The sequence below is a fragment of the Streptomyces sp. NPDC006384 genome (assembly GCF_042870695.1).
Taxonomy (GTDB): domain Bacteria; phylum Actinomycetota; class Actinomycetes; order Streptomycetales; family Streptomycetaceae; genus Streptomyces.
Window position 1 is genome coordinate 214080 of the sequence record NZ_JBIAHR010000013.1, and the last position, 16068, is coordinate 230147.

At 73.4% G+C, this 16068-nt stretch carries 19 protein-coding genes; 17 read left to right on the top strand and 2 right to left on the bottom strand.

Annotated elements, in window-relative coordinates; translation table 11 throughout:
• Positions 1 to 57 precede the first annotated feature (57 nt).
• The 5 genes from ACFYOJ_RS20060 to ACFYOJ_RS20080 are packed head-to-tail and all read left to right on the top strand — an operon-like array spanning position 58 to position 5790.
• The gene (locus ACFYOJ_RS20060; RefSeq protein ID WP_356558751.1) at positions 58 to 891 is read left to right on the top strand and encodes a M55 family metallopeptidase; all 834 of its coding nucleotides are present in this window, start codon (positions 58 to 60) and stop codon (positions 889 to 891) included.
• Positions 884 to 2239: a M20/M25/M40 family metallo-hydrolase gene (locus ACFYOJ_RS20065; protein ID WP_356558752.1), complete on the top strand. Its 1356-nt coding sequence runs from the start codon at positions 884 to 886 to the stop codon at positions 2237 to 2239. Before ACFYOJ_RS20060 ends, ACFYOJ_RS20065 begins: the two co-directional genes overlap by 8 nt.
• A 20-nt stretch (positions 2240 to 2259) precedes the next feature.
• Positions 2260 to 4230 (top strand): prolyl oligopeptidase family serine peptidase, encoded by a 1971-nt coding sequence (locus ACFYOJ_RS20070; RefSeq protein ID WP_356558761.1) that lies wholly within the window; start codon positions 2260 to 2262, stop codon positions 4228 to 4230.
• 32 nt (positions 4231 to 4262) lie between these two features.
• On the top strand, positions 4263 to 5189 hold the full coding sequence (locus ACFYOJ_RS20075) for an LD-carboxypeptidase (protein WP_356558763.1): 927 nt from the start codon (positions 4263 to 4265) through the stop codon (positions 5187 to 5189).
• A gap of 49 nt (positions 5190 to 5238) precedes the next feature.
• A complete protein-coding gene (locus tag ACFYOJ_RS20080) occupies positions 5239 to 5790 on the top strand; it encodes a GNAT family protein (RefSeq protein WP_356558753.1) in 552 nt (183 codons plus the stop codon).
• Between the two features lie 59 nt (positions 5791 to 5849).
• Here ACFYOJ_RS20080 and ACFYOJ_RS20085 read toward each other — a convergent pair whose 3' ends face one another.
• Positions 5850 to 6197 (bottom strand): VOC family protein, encoded by a 348-nt coding sequence (locus ACFYOJ_RS20085; RefSeq protein WP_356558754.1) that lies wholly within the window; start codon positions 6195 to 6197, stop codon positions 5850 to 5852.
• Between the two features lie 69 nt (positions 6198 to 6266).
• On the opposite strand from ACFYOJ_RS20085, the gene ACFYOJ_RS20090 reads away from it, so the two are divergent.
• On the top strand, positions 6267 to 6812 hold the full coding sequence (locus tag ACFYOJ_RS20090; RefSeq protein ID WP_356558755.1) for a phage holin family protein: 546 nt from the start codon (positions 6267 to 6269) through the stop codon (positions 6810 to 6812).
• Between the two features lie 119 nt (positions 6813 to 6931).
• On the opposite strand, the gene ACFYOJ_RS20095 is transcribed toward ACFYOJ_RS20090, so the two are convergent.
• Entirely contained in the window at positions 6932 to 7894 is a 963-nt protein-coding gene (locus ACFYOJ_RS20095) for an LLM class F420-dependent oxidoreductase (protein ID WP_356558757.1), read from the bottom strand.
• A 239-nt stretch (positions 7895 to 8133) separates the two neighbouring features.
• Here ACFYOJ_RS20095 and ACFYOJ_RS20100 point away from each other — a divergent pair, with 239 nt between their 5' ends.
• The 11 genes from ACFYOJ_RS20100 (at position 8134) to ACFYOJ_RS20150 (ending at position 15909) form a co-directional block, all read left to right on the top strand.
• Entirely contained in the window at positions 8134 to 9981 is a 1848-nt protein-coding gene (locus tag ACFYOJ_RS20100; RefSeq protein WP_356558759.1) for a transketolase, read from the top strand.
• Positions 9982 to 10460: 479 nt separating this feature from the next.
• On the top strand, positions 10461 to 10877 hold the full coding sequence (locus ACFYOJ_RS20105) for a gas vesicle protein (RefSeq protein ID WP_356558879.1): 417 nt from the start codon (positions 10461 to 10463) through the stop codon (positions 10875 to 10877).
• Between the two features lie 103 nt (positions 10878 to 10980).
• Complete coding sequence (locus ACFYOJ_RS20110) at positions 10981 to 11415, top strand: gas vesicle structural protein GvpA (RefSeq protein WP_356558877.1); 435 nt, start codon at positions 10981 to 10983, stop codon at positions 11413 to 11415.
• The gene (locus ACFYOJ_RS20115) at positions 11412 to 12185 is read left to right on the top strand and encodes a GvpL/GvpF family gas vesicle protein (protein WP_356558875.1); all 774 of its coding nucleotides are present in this window, start codon (positions 11412 to 11414) and stop codon (positions 12183 to 12185) included. The genes ACFYOJ_RS20110 and ACFYOJ_RS20115 overlap by 4 nt, the downstream gene beginning before the upstream one ends.
• Before the next feature lie 5 nt (positions 12186 to 12190).
• A complete protein-coding gene (locus tag ACFYOJ_RS20120; protein ID WP_356558873.1) occupies positions 12191 to 12454 on the top strand; it encodes a gas vesicle protein GvpG in 264 nt (87 codons plus the stop codon).
• Positions 12451 to 13125, top strand: coding sequence for a DNA primase (locus ACFYOJ_RS20125; RefSeq protein ID WP_356558871.1), 675 nt, complete (start codon positions 12451 to 12453; stop codon positions 13123 to 13125). Before ACFYOJ_RS20120 ends, ACFYOJ_RS20125 begins: the two co-directional genes overlap by 4 nt.
• Positions 13125 to 14303, top strand: coding sequence for an SRPBCC family protein (locus ACFYOJ_RS20130; protein WP_356558869.1), 1179 nt, complete (start codon positions 13125 to 13127; stop codon positions 14301 to 14303). The genes ACFYOJ_RS20125 and ACFYOJ_RS20130 overlap by 1 nt, the downstream gene beginning before the upstream one ends.
• On the top strand, positions 14300 to 14626 hold the full coding sequence (locus ACFYOJ_RS20135; protein WP_356558867.1) for a gas vesicle protein: 327 nt from the start codon (positions 14300 to 14302) through the stop codon (positions 14624 to 14626). Before ACFYOJ_RS20130 ends, ACFYOJ_RS20135 begins: the two co-directional genes overlap by 4 nt.
• Positions 14623 to 15435 carry a GvpL/GvpF family gas vesicle protein gene (locus tag ACFYOJ_RS20140; protein ID WP_356558865.1) on the top strand — a complete coding sequence of 271 codons (813 nt, stop codon included), beginning with the start codon at positions 14623 to 14625 and terminating at the stop codon, positions 15433 to 15435. Before ACFYOJ_RS20135 ends, ACFYOJ_RS20140 begins: the two co-directional genes overlap by 4 nt.
• Positions 15432 to 15614: a gas vesicle protein gene (locus ACFYOJ_RS20145; protein ID WP_077799359.1), complete on the top strand. Its 183-nt coding sequence runs from the start codon at positions 15432 to 15434 to the stop codon at positions 15612 to 15614. Before ACFYOJ_RS20140 ends, ACFYOJ_RS20145 begins: the two co-directional genes overlap by 4 nt.
• Positions 15589 to 15909, top strand: coding sequence for a gas vesicle protein K (locus ACFYOJ_RS20150; protein WP_388597414.1), 321 nt, complete (start codon positions 15589 to 15591; stop codon positions 15907 to 15909). Before ACFYOJ_RS20145 ends, ACFYOJ_RS20150 begins: the two co-directional genes overlap by 26 nt.
• The last annotated feature ends 159 nt before the right edge of the window (positions 15910 to 16068 follow it).

Genomic DNA, 16068 nt, shown 5'->3' on the forward strand with positions numbered 1-16068 from the left:
CGGCGGTTGTCCACAGACCTGGCCGAGGCGGCCGGGGAACGCGTACGGTTTCGAGCCATGAAGATCCTCATCAGCGCCGACATGGAGGGCGCCACCGGTGTCACCTGGCCGGCCGACGTCCTGCCGGGGACTCCGCAGTGGGAGCGGTGCCGGTCGATGTTCACCTCGGACGTGAACGCCGCCGTGCAGGGCTTCTTCGACGGCGGCGCCGACGAGGTGCTCGTCAACGAGGCCCACTGGACCATGCGCAACCTGCTGCTGGAGCGCCTCGACGAGCGCACGCGGATGCTCACCGGACGGCACAAGGCCCTGACCATGGTCGAGGGCGTGCAGCACGGGGACGTCGACGGCATCGCCTTCGTCGGCTACCACGCCGGCGCCGGCATGGAGGGCGTCCTCGCGCACACCTACCTCGCCAACCAGATCACCGGCGTGTGGCTGAACGACGTACGGGCCAGCGAGGGCCTGCTCAACGCGCACGTCGCCGCCGAGTACGGGGTGCCGGTGGTGCTGGTCACCGGGGACGACGTGGCCTGCGAGGACGCGCTCGGCTATGCTCCCGAGGCGCTGAAGGTCGCGGTCAAGGACCACGTGTCCCGGTACGCGGCCGTGTGCCGTACGCCGGCCAGGACCGCCGCCGACATCCGGGCCGCGGCCAAGGAGGCGGCGGCGCTCGCGGTGCGGCACGAGCCGGTGAGCGACGGGCCGTTCACCGTCGCGGTGGAGTTCGACGCCGAGCACCTGGCGGACGCCGCGACCGTCGTGCCGGGCGTGGCCCGCGTCGGGGAGCGCAAGGTGGCATACACCCACGACACCATGTTCGAGACGATCCGTACGTTCAAGGCGGTCACCACGATCGCCTCCGCCGCGGTGGAGGAGCAGTATGGCTGAGCAGTCCGGGAGCACGCCGGGGAGCGGGGACGGCGCGTCCGGCGGGGTGGACGCGCGGGCGCTGGACGAGGTCGTGCGGTTCACCTCCGACCTGATCCGCATCGACACCACCAACCGGGGCGGCGGCGACTGCCGGGAACGCCCCGCCGCCGAGTACGCCGCCGAGCGACTCGCCGACGCCGGGATCGAACCCACGCTGCTGGAACGCACCGAGGGCCGGACCAACGTCGTCGCCCGCATCGAGGGCACCGACCCGTCCGCCGACGCGCTGCTCGTCCACGGCCACCTGGACGTGGTACCCGCCGAGGCCGCCGACTGGAGCGTCGACCCGTTCTCCGGGGAGATCCGCGACGGCGTCGTCTGGGGGCGCGGCGCGGTCGACATGAAGAACATGGACGCGATGATCCTCGCCGTCGCCCGCGACTGGGCCCGGCAGGGCGTACGGCCGCGGCGGGACATCGTGATCGCCTTCACCGCCGACGAGGAGGCCAGCGCCGAGGACGGTTCCGGTTTCCTCGCCGACCGGCACGCCGCGCTGTTCGAGGGCTGCACCGAGGGCGTCAGCGAGTCCGGGGCGTTCACCTTCCACGACGGCTCCGGCCGGGAGATCTACCCGATCGCGGCGGGCGAGCGCGGCACCGGCTGGCTGAAACTCACCGCACGCGGACGCGCCGGACACGGCTCCAAGGTCAACCGGGAGAACGCGGTCACCCGCCTCGCCGCGGCGATCACCCGCATCGGCGAGTACGAGTGGCCGCTGCGCCTGACCCCGACCGTCGGCGCCGCCCTCACCGAACTCGCCGCCCTGTACGGCATCGACCCCGACCTCGGCGACGTCGACGCACTGCTGGACAAGCTCGGACCGGCCGCGAAGCTCGTCGAGGCGACCGTCCGCAACAGCAGCAACCCGACCATGCTGGACGCCGGCTACAAGGTCAACGTCATCCCCGGCCAGGCCGTCGCCCACGTCGACGGACGCTTCCTGCACGGCTGGGAGGACGAGTTCCGCGCCACCCTCGACCGGCTCACCGGGCCGGAGGTGGACTGGGAGTTCGTCCACCGCGAGGTCGCCCTCCAGGCACCGGTCGACTCGCCGACGTTCGCCGGGATGCGCGCCGCCGTCGAGGAGTTCGCCCCCGAGGGGCACGTCGTGCCGTACTGCATGTCCGGCGGCACGGACGCCAAGCAGTTCTCGCGGCTCGGCATCACCGGATACGGGTTCACGCCGCTGAAGCTGCCGGAGGGCTTCGACTACCAGGCCCTCTTCCACGGCGTCGACGAACGCGTCCCCGTCGAGGCGCTGCACTTCGGTGTCCGCGTCCTCGACCGATTCCTGCGTACGGCATGACGAGGGAGCTGGAGGAGACGATGGGGGAGCAGCCGGTGCGGACCCTGGCGTACGGATCGTGGCCGTCGCCCGTCGACGCGGCCCTCGCCGCCGCGCACGACGGACGGCCCGAGGACGTCGGCTTCGTCGGCGACGAGGTGTGGTGGACCGCGCCCCGCCCCGCCGAGGGCGGCCGGCGCACGCTGATGCGGCGGCGCGCGGACGGTGTCGAGGAACAGGTGCTGCCCGCGCCGTGGAACGTCCGCAGCCGCGTCATCGAGTACGGCGGCCGCCCCTGGGCCGCGCTCATGACCGACGAGGGACCGCTGCTGGTCTTCGTGAACTTCGCCGACCAGCGGCTGTACGTCCGGGAGCCGGGCGGCGCCGAACCGCGTCCGCTGACGCCGCTCTCCCCGGTGGGCGGCGGGCTGCGCTGGGCCGAGCCCGACCTGCGCCCGGAACGCGGCGAGGTGTGGTGCGTCCTGGAGGAGTTCACCGGCGAGGGCCCCACCGACGTGCGCCGGGTGCCGGCGGCGGTGCCGCTGGACGGATCCGCCGCCGACGACCGGGACGCGGTGCGCGAACTCGCCGGCGCCCACCACCGGTTCGTCACCGGGCCCCGGCTCTCGCCCGACGGGCGGCGCGCCGCCTGGCTCGCCTGGGACCACCCGCGGATGCCCTGGGACGGCACCGATCTGATCGTCGCCGACATCGGCCCCGAGGGCACCTTCCGGGACGCCCGGACCGTCGCGGGCGGCCCCGAGGAGTCGATCGCCCAGGCCGACTGGGCCCCCGACGGTTCCCTCCTGTACGCCTCCGACCGCACCGGCTGGTGGAACCTCTACCGCGACGGGCAGCCGCTGTGCGCCCGCGAGGAGGAGTTCGGCGGGCCGCTGTGGAAGCTCGGGCAGCGCTGGTTCGCGCCGCTGGACAGCGGCCTGATCGCCGTCGTGCACGGCCGCGGCGCCACCGTCCTCGGCATACTCGACCCGGAGACCGGCGAGGTCGTCGACGCGGTGGGCCCCTGGACCGAGTTCGCGGCCACCCTCGCCGTCCACGGCGAACGCGTCGTGGCCGTCGGCGCGAGTCCCCGCAGCGCCTACGAGGTGGTCGAGCTGGACGCCCGCACCGGCAGGTCCCGGGTGATCGGCGCCCCGCACCACGACCCGGTGGCCCCGGCGTACTACCCCGAACCGCGGGTCCGCACCTTCACCGGGCCCGGCGGACGCGACATCCACGCGCACCTCCACCCGCCGCGCAACCCCGGCCACACCGCCCCCGACGGCGAGCTGCCGCCCTACGTGATCTGGGCGCACGGCGGCCCCACCGGCCGGTCGTCCCTGGTCCTGGACCTGGAGATCGCCTACTTCACCTCGCGTGGCATCGGCGTCGCGGAGGTGAACTACGGCGGTTCCACCGGGTACGGCCGCGAGTACCGCAACCGGCTGCGCGAGCAGTGGGGCGTCGTCGACGTCGAGGACTGCGCCGCCGTCGCCCTCGCCCTCGCCGACGAGGGAACCGCCGACCGGCGGCGGCTCGCGGTGCGGGGCGGCAGCGCCGGCGGCTGGACCGCGGCCGCCTCGCTGGCCACGACCGACGTCTACGCCTGCGGCACGATCATCTACCCGATCCTCGACCTGACCGGCTGGGGCACGGGAGAGACCCACGACTTCGAGTCGCGCTATCTGGAGAGCCTCATCGGCCCGCTGTCCGAGGTGCCCGAACGGTACGCGGAGCGGTCGCCCGCCGAGCACGCCGACCGGGTCACCGCGCCGTTCCTGCTCCTGCAGGGCCTGGACGACGTGATCTGCCCGCCCGTGCAGTGCGAGCGGTTCGTGGCCCGCATGAAGGGCAGGGGCGTGCCGCACGCGTACCTCACCTTCGAGGGCGAGGGGCACGGATTCCGCCGGGCGGAGACCATGGTGCGCGCGCTGGAGGCCGAACTCTCCCTCTACGCCCAGGTCTTCGGCCTGCGGCCGCAGGGCGTCCCGATCCTGGAGCTGACCAGGTGAGGGAGCAGGCCCAGGCGAGGGAGCAGATCCGGGTGAGGGAGCTGACCAGGCCCGCCCGGCTCGGTCCCGGGGCCCGGGTGGCCGTCGTCGCGCCCAGCGGGCCCGTGCCCGAGGAGCGGCTGCAGGCAGGCCTCGACGTGCTGCGCGGCTGGGACCTCGACCCGGTCGTGGCACCGCACGTCCTGGACCGGCACGGCACCTTCGACTACCTCGCCGGCACCGACGCCGACCGGGCCGCCGACCTCCAGGCGGCCTGGTGCGACCCCGCCGTGGACGCGGTGCTGTGCGCCCGCGGCGGGTACGGTGCCCAGCGCATGGCCGGCCTGCTCGACTGGGAGGCGATGCGCGCGGCCGGGCCGAAGGTGTTCGTCGGCTTCAGCGACATCACCGCCCTGCACGAGGCGTTCGCCCGCCGCCTCGGCCTGGTCACCCTGCACGGCCCGATGGCCGCGGGCATCGACTTCCTCAAGAACGCCCGCGCGCAGGACCATCTGAAGGCGACCCTGTTCGCCCCGGAGACCGTCCGCGTCATCGCCTCCGACGGCAGTACGCCCCTGGTCCCCGGCCGGGCGCGGGGCGTCACCCTCGGCGGCTGCCTCGCCCTGCTCGCCGCCGAGCTGGGCACCCCGCACGCCCGCCCCTCGGCGCGCGGCGGACTGCTGTGCCTGGAGGACGTGGGGGAGGAGCCGTACCGCCTGGACCGCTACCTCACCCAGCTTCTGCGCGCCGGCTGGCTGGACGGGGTCGGCGGGGTGCTGCTCGGCTCGTGGGAGCGGTGCGAGCCCGCCGAAGGGCTGCGGCCGATGCTGGCCGACCGGCTCGGCGGTCTCGGCGTACCGGTCGTCGACGACTTCGGCTTCGGGCACTGCGCGGGGGCGCTGACGATCCCCTTCGGAGCGGCCGCGGAACTCGACGCGGACGCGGGCACCCTGACGCTGGAGGAACCGGCGCTGCGCTGACCGGGTGCCCGTGCGGGCCCGCCGCGGAGTCGGGCCATAGAGTGACGGGATGCCGCGCAGCGCCTCCCGTCACCTCGCCGAGGGCCCCCGCGTGGGCATCCGGCACTTCACGTACGACGACGGCGCCGAGTTCACCGCCCGGGCGCGGGAGAGCAAGCACCTGCACCACCCGTGGCTCTTCCCGCCGGACAACGCCGAGGCGTACGCCGCCTACGCGGCCCGGCTCATCGAGGACCCGGCCAAGGCCGGGTTCCTGGTGTGCGAGAAGGACGGCGGGGGCATCGCCGGGTTCGTCAACATCAACAACATCGTCCGCGGCGGCTTCCTCAGCGGCGCCCTCGGCTACGGCGCCTTCGCGCACGCGGCGGGCCGGGGCCTGATGCGCGAGGGACTGGACCTCGTCGTGCGGTACGCGTTCGGGCCGATGCGGCTGCACCGCCTGGAGATCAACGTCCAGCCGGGCAACGCCGCCTCCATCGCGCTGGCCCGCGCCTGCGGCTTCCGCCTGGAGGGCTTCTCGCCCCGGATGCTCCACATCGACGGGGCCTGGCGCGACCACCAGCGCTGGGCGATCACCGCCGAGGACGTACCCGCCGGCTGACCCGCACGCCGCCCAGCCCCTCTCCGGGGCGCGGGACAGCGTGCCGCCGGACACGGGCGCTAGGCGCGACGGTCCACGTACTCGTACACCGTGCCGTCCGGATGACGGGCGATCAGGTTGCGGCCCGCGGGCGTCGGGAGCGGGCCCGCGACGATGTCCGCGCCCAGCCCGGACAGGACCCGGCCGGTCTCCTCGACGTCCGTCACGGCGATCGTCGCGGCCACCTTGCGCAACACCTCGAGCTGGGACTCGGGTCCGCTCATCAGCAGGAAGCAGCCGACCGCCGCGACGTGCACGCCACCGCGCTCGAAGCGCAGCGCCGGGCTGCCGGCCAGACCTTCGTAGAAGGGGATCGCCTTGTCCAGGTCGTCGACGTAGATACGCAGTGTGGCTCCCAGAATCTCCATACGGGCGAGCCTAGTTGGGTGCGGCGCGGTGCCGCCCATGGAACGCCCGCCCGCGGGTACCCGCAACGCATGGACCGCATGGATCACTTGGAACACCTGGACAGGCAACTGGTCGACGAGCTGGCGCAGGTGGCACGCGAGACCGTGCGCGACGAGCTGCGCGAGCAGACGCGCAAGCAGCGCCGCAAGGCCACGCTCTACGCCGCCTCCGGCGCCGCCGCCCTGTACGCGGGCGCCGCGCTCGCGCTCGCCGTGGGCCTGGTGCTCGCGATCGGCCTGCCGGGCTGGGTCGCCGCGCTGATCACGGCCGTCCTGCTGGGCGTCGCGGCCTGCCTGCTGAGGAGCGCGGCCCGTCCCCACACCTCCGGGCCGGGAGCAGGGCACGGCGGAGGCCAGGGACACTCCGCCGGCGGCCACGCGCGCGCCGCGGCGCCCGACGGGCTCGGCGTGCCGTACCCGCCCATGCCGCCCGCCGCACCGCCGGCCGCACCGCCCGTCGTGCCCGGCCCGGCCGGTGCCCCGGGCACGGGCGCGCCCGCGCCGGGGAACACCGGGCCCGCGGTGCCGCGCCAGGGCGGCGCCGGGCCCGAGGACCCGCACCGCCGCCGCGGCTGACGGGGTCCGCGCGGCACGGAGCCCCCGGACGAGCGTCCGGGGGCTCAGGCATGCCCGGAACCGGGCGGGCGACGCACAGCGGCCGGTGGCCGGCAGGGCAGGCGGCCCGCCGGAGCGTCTCAGGTGCTCTGCTGGAGCTGCGGCAGCACCTTCGTGCGGTAGAAGTCGAAGAAGCCGCGCAGGTCGGGGCCGATCTGGTTGACGTAGACGCGGTCGAAGCCGGCGTCGGCGAAGGCCTTCAGCTCGGCGACGTGTTCGTCCACGTCGTCGCCGCACACGCGGTTCTCGCGCACCATGTCCTCGGTGACCAGCGTCTGCGCCTGCTCGAAGTGCTTCGGCGAGGGCAGGACCTGGCCCAGCTCGCCCGGCAGCAGCTCGTTGGCCCACAGCCGGTGCACCTCCCGTACGGCGGCGTCCCGGTCGGTGTCGTAGCAGACCTTGGTGCCGCCGCTGACCGGCTTGGCGCCGCCTCCGCCTTTCCGGTACCGCTCCACCATCGAGGCGTCCGGCATCATCGTGACGTAGCCGTCGCCCACCCGGGACGCCAGCTTGGTCGCCGCGGGGCCGAAGCCGGAGATGTCGATCGGGACCGGCTCGTCCGGGACGGTGTACAGGCGGGCGTTCTCCACCGTGTAGTGCGTGCCGTGGTGGTTGACCTCCTCACCGCTGAACAGCCGGCGCATGATCAGGATGGCCTCCTCCAGCATCTCCATGCGCACGTGCGCGGCCGGCCACGCGTCGCCGAGGATGTGCTCGTTGAGCGCCTCACCGGTGCCGACGCCGAGCCGGAAGCGGCCGTCCGTCATCACCGCGCTGGTCGCCGCCGCCTGCGCCACGACCGCCGGATGGATGCGCACGGTCGGGCAGGTCACCGCCGTCTCGACCGGCAGGGACACGGCCTCCGACAGCGCGCCGATCACCGACCACACGAAGGGGCTCTGTCCCTGCTCCCCGTTCCACGGGTGGTAGTGGTCCGAGATCCACAGCGCCTGGAATCCGGCCTGCTCGGCCATCCGCGCCTGCTCGATCAGCTCCGCGGGACCGTACTGCTCGCAGGAGAGGAAGTATCCGTACTCGGGCATGGGCTGCCTCCGGGACATGGGCGGGTGGGTCCCGGCCCGGGTACCCGGGCGGTGGTCCGGAAACCGGCGGTACGGGTCCCGGCAGGGCCTTCGGACACGTTTGGGCGACCCGGCCGAGGGGACGCGGAAAGCCCACGAGGTACGCGACGGCCCAAAGACCCACCGCGAGCCGACCTCGCGCCGTGATCGCCGGTGCCGGCTGCGGGTCCGGCGTGCCGAGGACCCGCAGAAGGAGACTCATGAACACCGGTGAACTCGTCGAACTCGGACAGCAACTGCGCGTCGACAGCGTGCGCACCTCCGCCGCGGCGGGCTCCGGGCACCCGACGTCCTCGATGTCCGCGGCGGACCTGATCGCCGTCCTGTTCGCCCGCCACCTCCGCTACGACTTCGCCCGCCCCGACCACCCCGGCAACGACCGCTTCGTCCTCTCCAAGGGGCACGCCTCACCCCTGCTGTACTCCGCCTACAAGGCGGCCGGCGCCATCGACGACGAGGAACTGCTCACCTTCCGCAAACTGGGCAGCCGCCTCGAGGGACACCCCACGCCGCAGCGGCTGCCATGGGTCGAGACGGCCACCGGCTCGCTCGGCCAGGGGCTGCCCGTCGGTGTCGGCATCGCCCTGTCGGGCAAGCGGCTGGACCACGCCGACTACCGGGTGTGGGTGCTGTGCGGCGACAGCGAGATGGCCGAGGGATCGGTGTGGGAGGCCGCCGAGCACGCCGGGCACGAGCGCCTCGACAACCTCGTCGTGATAGTGGACGTCAACCGGCTCGGCCAGCGCGGACCCACCCGCCACGGGCACGACCTCGACGCCTACGCCCGCCGCTTCCGGGCCTTCGACTGGCACACGGTAGAGATCGACGGCCACGACGTCGACGCCGTCGACCGCGCCTACGGCGAGGCCCTGTCCACCAGGGGCCAGCCCACCGCGATCATCGCCCGCACCCTCAAGGGCAAGGGCGTCGAGGCCGTCGAGGACCGCGAGGGCCGGCACGGGAAGCCGCTGCCGGACGCCGACGAGGCGATCGCCGAACTCGGCGGCCCCCGAGAGATCACCGTCCAGGTGCACGAACCGCCGTCCGCGCGTTCCCTGCACTCGGCCGGCACCGGGCAGCTCGAACTGCCCCGGTACGGGATCGGCGACGAGGTGGCCACCCGCAACGCCTTCGGCGAGGCGCTGGCCGCGCTCGGCACCGCCCGCGGGGACGTCGTCGCCCTCGACGGCGAGGTCGGCGACTCCACCCGCGCCGAGTACTTCGCCAAGGAGCACCCCGAGCGCTACTTCGAGTGCTACATCGCCGAGCAGCAGATGGTCGCCGCCGCCGTCGGCATGGCGGCGCGCGGCTGGGTGCCGTACGCCACGACGTTCGCGGCCTTCCTCACCCGTGCCCACGACTTCATCCGCATGGCGTCGATCAGCGGCTCCGGCCTCAACCTCGTCGGCTCCCACGCGGGCGTCGCCATCGGCCAGGACGGGCCCAGCCAGATGGGCCTGGAGGACCTGGCCATGATGCGGGCGGTCCACGGCTCCACCGTGCTGTACCCGGCCGACGCCAACCAGACCGCCCGCCTCGTCGCCGCGATGGCAGGTCTGGAGGGCATCCGCTATCTGCGCACCTCGCGCGGCGAGAGCAAGGTGATCTACGGGCCCGACGAGGAGTTCCCCGTCGGCGGCAGCAAGGTGCTGCGCTCCTCGGACCGCGACCGGCTGACCGTCGTCGCGGCCGGCGACACCCTGCACGAGGCGCTGGCCGCGGCCGACCTCCTCGCCGGGGAGGACATCCCGGTCCGGGTGATCGACCTGTACTCGGTCAAGCCCGTGGACCGGGAGACGCTGCGGACGGCGGCCGAGGAGACCGGCTGCCTGCTGACGGTGGAGGACCACCGGGAGGAGGGCGGCATCGGCGACGCCGTCCTCGACGCGTTCACCGACGGGCGGCCGGTGCCGCGCCTGGTCCGTCTCGCCGTACGGACGATGCCGGGTTCGGCGTCCCCGGAGGAGCAGCTGCGGGCGGCGGGCATCGACGCCGACTCCATCGCGGCGGCCGGCCGGCTGCTGGTGGGGGAGGCGGTCGTCGCGTGACCCGGGGCGCCGGCCGGGCGGCCCCGGGCCGCTCCCGGCGCTCATGACCGACGCTTCCCGAGGCTCCGGCACGTGGTCGCTCCGCTGAGGGGGCGACAGGTGTGTGGGAGGGAAGGCAGCGGGGGGGGGGGGGGGGGGGGGGGGGGGGGGGGGGGGGGGGGGGGGGGGGGGGGGGGGGGGGGGGGGGGGGCGGGGGCCGCCCCCCGCCCGCCCGCGGCGCCCCCCCCCCCCCCCCCCCCCCCCCCCCCCCCCCCCCCCCCCCCCCCCCCCCCCCCCCCCCCCCCCCCCCCCCCCCCCCGCGCTGTCCACGCGCCGCCGGGGCCGTGAGCCGCGCGGTCGAGTCGCACCCGCCGCACCAGCCACGCCAGCCACGCCAGTCGCACCGGACGTCGGTCCCCGGCCCGGAGCCGTGTGGCACATGCATGGGCGCGTGGAGGTTTGGCGAACACGCTTGCGGCCACACGGAGGGGGAGGTGGCCATGTCGAACACGAAGAATACGTCCGAATCGCCCAGTTCACAACAGAGTTCACCTGAATCGCAAAACTCACAGGAAGAACAAAAGCGACAGAGTGCGCAGGAGTCGCACAGCGTGCAGGAGTCACAACAGTCACAGGCGAATCACCGGCCGAGTCCGATGGAGGTGCTGCGTGAGGCGCGCGCCCAGTTTGCGGAACTCACCGGACTGGCCGTCGAGTCCGTGTCGTCCTTCGAGCAGACGGAGGAGGGCTGGTCGCTGGAGGTCGAGGTGCTCGAACTCGAGAGGGTGCCCGACACGATGAGCCTGATGGCGAGCTACCTGGTGGAACTCGACTCCCAGGGAATGCTCACCGGCTACCGGCGTGCCCGGCGCTACGAACGCGGCCGGTCCGACACGCGCGGTTCCGGCGGCCACTAGACCGCCGGCCGGACTCCGCGACCCGCACCCGCACTCGCGCCCGCACCCGCACCCGCGGGGCAGGGCGAGACAAGAGGCGAGACGAGAAGGAGGTACAGCCGGAATGACAGTCGTACCGGCACAGCAGACCGGTGGTGGAGGCGGCAGCAGCGGCCTCTACGACGTGCTCGAGCTCGTTCTGGACAGGGGGCTCGTCATCGACGCATTCGTGCGCGTCTCCCTGGTCGGCATCGAGATCCTGAAGATCGACGTCCGTGTCGTCGTCGCCAGCGTCGACACCTACCTGCGCTTCGCCGAGGCGTGCAACCGGCTCGACCTGGAGGCCGGGCCGCGCAAGAACCCGGGCCTGCCCGACCTGGTCGGCGAGATGACCGAGTCCGGCGCCCGCGGCAAGTCCAAGGGGGCGCTGTCCGGCGCCGCCGAAACCATCTCGGACGCGTTCAAGCAGGGCCGTGACGACAGCGGCTCCGAGCGGGAGGCCGCCTCGCGCCCCCGCGCCCGCAAGGCCGCGCCCCGCCGGAAGGAGGAGCAGGAGTGAGCACGTACGTCTACGGCATCACCGCCGCCTCGCACCCGTCGCTTCCCGAGGGACTGACCGGTGTCGGCGAGCCGGCGCGCAAGGTGCGGATCCTCGAGGCGGGCGAGCTGGCGGCCGTCGTCAGCGACGCCCCCGAAGGGCTGCGCCCCAAGCGCAGGGAACTGCTCGCCCACCAGAACGTGCTCAGCGAGGCGGGGGCGGAAGGCTGTGTGCTGCCCATGCGGTTCGGCAGCATCGCCCCGGACGACAATGCGGTCACCGGTGTGCTCGCCGAGCGCGCCGAGCACTACCTGGAGCGTCTGCGGGCGCTGGACGGCAGGGTCGAGTACAACATCAAGGCCAACCACGTCGAGGAAGCCGTCCTGCACCACGTGATGGCCGAGAATCCGGACATCCGCGCCCTCGCGGAGGCCAACCGGCAGGCGGGCGGCGGCAGTTACGAGGACAAGATCCGCCTCGGCGAGATGGTCGCGAACGCCGTCAAGGGCAAGGAGGCGCAGGACGGCGCCGCGCTGGAGCGGGCCCTGGAGGGCACCGCCGACGCGGTGAGCGTGGGTCCCGAGTCCACCGGCTGGCTCGCCAACGTGTCGTTCCTGGTGAAGCGCGAGTCGGCCGAGGAGTTCCTGGCCGCCGTGGAGCGGGTCCGCAGGGAGATGCCGCACCTGGAGGTGCGGGTGAACGGGCCGCTGCCGCCGTACAGCTTCGTCGAGCCCGGCCCGGCCGAGCCCGCGGGCACCGCGGCCGGTGGTGCGGACGCCGGAGCGGGGTGACGGCCATGGGACTCCTCTCGGAGGTCCTCCTGCTGCCGCTCGCCCCGGTGCGCGGCGGCGGCTGGGCCATCAGACAGGTGCTCGCCGAGGCCGAGCGCATCTACTACGACCCCTCCACGGTCCGGGCCGAACTGGCCCGTCTGGAGGAGCGGTTGGAGGCCGGTGAGATCACCGAGGAGGAGTTCGACCAGGAGGAGGACGCCCTCCTGGACCGGCTGGAGATCGCTACGCGCCACAGCGCGGGATTGGGCAACGGGACAGCACCATGAACCGAATGGGACTGGGCCTCGCCGTAGGGGCCGGCTATCTGCTGGGACGCACGAGGAAACTGAAGACGGCGGTCGCCGTGGGCACCATGGTGGCCGGCAGGAAGATGAACCTGACCCCGAAGGGCATCGCGGAACTCGTCTCCGCCCAGCTGCAGAACAACCCGCAGTTCAAGGAGATCGGGGACCAGCTGCGCACGGACCTGCGGGGGGTCGGCAAGGCCGCCTCCGGGGCCCTGGTCGAGCGGCAGATCGACGCGCTCGCCGACCGTCTGCACGGACGCACCGCCCAGGTGCGCGACCAGCTCTCCGGTACGGCGTCGAAGGCGCGGGGCGAGGACTCCGACGACTCCGGTGACTCCGGTGACTCCGAGGACACCGGCGAATCCCGCGGTCCCGAGGACGCGGAGGCCCCGGAACACGAGGACGGGGAGCACGAGGACGGGGAGCAGGAGGAGCGCGGGCGGCGGCGCGAGCGCCCCGCGAAGAAGGCGCCCGCCGGGAAGGCGCCCGCCAAGAAGGCCGCCGCGAAGACATCCGCGAAGGCACCCGCGGGGAAGACGGCCGCCAAGCGGGCGCAGCCCGCCAGGAAGGCGGCCGGCAAGAAGACGGCCCAGGCCCGGAACGCGGCGCGCGGCGCCGGATCCCGGCAGTCGAAGGGCGGTGGTGAGTGATGACCGACAGCCTCGGTTCCGCGGCCTCCGCGGCAGGCAGGGCCGCGAAGAAGAATCCGCTCGCCGACGTGGCGCAGAGCGAGGCGGCCGACCGTCTGAAGGCGGAGGTGCAGGACTACCTCGCTGCCCAGGCCACCCGGCTGCTGACCGGCGTCGGCCGCAAACTCGGCGAGACCACCGGCAAGCTGAACGACATCGCCGAGGGCAACAGCCCCGGCTTCGCCAAGCTCGCCCTCGACGGCGGACGCAAGCTCGCCGAGGGCAAGAGCCCGATGCGGGCCGCGCTCGAGGTCGGCGCAGGCAAGGCGAAGGACAGCGTGGTCGGCGCCGTCAAGAACCTCGGCGGCGGCAAGGGGAAGAAGAAGGGCGGCGGCGGCCAGAAGCCGACCGTCATCATCGAGTACGTCGACGTCGGCGTCCCGCTGCGCACCGCCTACGACCAGTGGACCCAGTACCAGGAGTTCAGCACCTTCGCCAAGGGCGTCAAGAGCGCGAACCGCGCCGACGACACCTCGTCCGACTGGCAGCTGAAGGTCTTCTGGTCCAACCGCAGCTGGAAGGCGAAGACCACCGAGCAGATCCCGGACGACCGGATCTCCTGGACGTCCGAGGGCGCCAAGGGCACCACCAAGGGCGTCGTCAGCTTCCATGAGCTCGCCGACAACCTGACCCGCGTCATCCTGGTCATCGAGTACTACCCCAGCGGCTTCTTCGAGAAGACCGGCAACATCTGGCGCGCCCAGGGCCGCCGGGCCCGTCTCGACCTGAAGAACTACGTCCGCCACATCACCTTCAAGGGCGAGGCCGACGACGGCTGGCGCGGCGAGATCCGCGACGGCGAGGTCGTCCGCAGCCACGAGGACGCGGTCGCGGAGGAGGAGCAGGAGGAGCAGGAGCAGCAGGAGGACCGGGAGGAACAGGAAGGCCGGGAGGACGAGGAGCCGGAGGCCCGCGAGGGCCGCGGCGAGGACTCCGACGAGCCGGAGGACGCCTACGAGGACGACGAGTCCCCGTACGTCGAGGACGAGGACGAGGACGAGGAGGAACCCGAAGCAGCCGAGGACGAGGAGTACGACGAGGAGGCCTACGAGGACGAGCCCGAGGACGAGTACGCCTCCCGCGGTGAGTACGCGGACGAGGACGAGTACGAGGACGCCGATCAGGGGAGCCGTCGATGACCACGCCCGGCCGGCTGCCCGACACCTACGGCCAGGGACAGGGCGCCAACCTCGCGGACATCCTGGAGCGGGTGCTCGACAAGGGCGTCGTCATCGCGGGCGACATCCGGATCAACCTGCTCGACATCGAACTGCTCACCATCAAGCTGAGGCTCGTCGTGGCCTCCGTCGACAAGGCCAAGGAAATGGGCATCGACTGGTGGGAGAGCGACCCGGCGCTCTCCTCGCGCGCGCGGCGCGACGAACTGACCCGGGAGAACGCGGAGCTGCGCCAGCGGCTGCGCGAGCTGGAGGAAGGGCACGTACCGAGGGAGGCACCGTGAGCGGACTGCGCTACGTCTACGCCGTCTGCCGTCCCTTCGACGCGCCCCTCCAGTCCCAGCTGTCGGGGGTGGCGGGCGATCCGCCGCGGCTTCTGACCCACCACGGTCTGGTGGCCGTGGTCAGCCACGTGCCCGAGGCCGACTTCTCGGAGGAGGCGCTGCGGGCCCACCTGGAGGACCTGGACTGGCTCGCGGCGACCGCCCGCGCCCACCAGCAGGTCATCGACGCGCTCACCGCCGTCACCACCCCGCTGCCTCTGCGGCTGGCCACCGTCTTCCGGGACGACAGCGGGGTGCGCCTGATGATGGAGCAGCGGGAGGACGCCTTCCGGCGCACCCTCGACCGGCTCGACGGCCGGGTGGAATGGGGCGTCAAGGTGTACGCCGAGGCGGAGTCCGGACAGCAGGCCCGCCCGGCGCAGCCGGCGGCGAAGCCCGCCACGGGCCGCGACTACCTGCGGCAGCGGCGCATGCAGTCGCGGGCGCACGAGGACCTGTGGGCCAGGGCCGAGGCGTTCGCGACGCGCCTGCACGAGGACCTGTCCTCCCGGGCCGACGACACCCGGCTGCACGCACCGCAGAACCCCGCCCTCTCGGGTGCCGCGGGGCGGAACGTGCTCAACGCCGCCTATCTGGTCCCGCGGAGCGCCTCCGAGGAGTTCGTGGAAGCGGTGGACCGCACGAAGGACGACACCCCCGGCATGCGCGTGGAACTCACCGGTCCGTGGGCGGCCTATTCCTTCGCCGGCGCCCCGGACACGGAGGAGCCGCCGGACACGGAGGAGCCGGGGGAGGGGGCGCCGTCGTGACCGTCGTGGAACGCCGTGAGATCGCCCTGGTGGACCTGCTGGACCGGCTGCTGGCCGGCGGGGTCGTCATCACCGGCGACATCACGCTGCGCATCGCGGACGTCGACCTGGTCCGCATCGACCTCAACGCGCTGATCAGCTCGGTCAACCGCAATGTGCCCTCACCGTTCGGGGACTGATGTGAGCGAGAATCCCGAACGTCGCAGGCGTCTCGACCTGGAGCCCGACACCGTCGAGCGCGACCTGGTCAAACTGGTGCTGACCGTCGTGGAGCTGCTGCGCCAGCTCATGGAGCGCCAGGCGCTGCGCCGCGTCGACGAGGGCGACCTGAGCGAGGAGCAGGAGGAGCGGATCGGGCTCACCCTGATGCTGCTCGACGACCGCATGGCCGAACTGCGCGACCGCTACGGCCTGCGGCCCGAGGACCTGAACCTGGACCTCGGACCGCTGGGACCGCTGCTGCCCAGGGAGTGATCCCCGGGAGTGAGCACCGGGCCTGCCGGACAGGGCGGTGGGGGGGGGGGGGGGGGCGCGGGCCCCCCCCCCCCCCCCCCCCCCCCCCCCCCCCCCCCCCCAACAAAAAAACACCCCCCCCCCCCCCCCCCAAACCCCCCCCCCCCCCCCCCCCCCCCC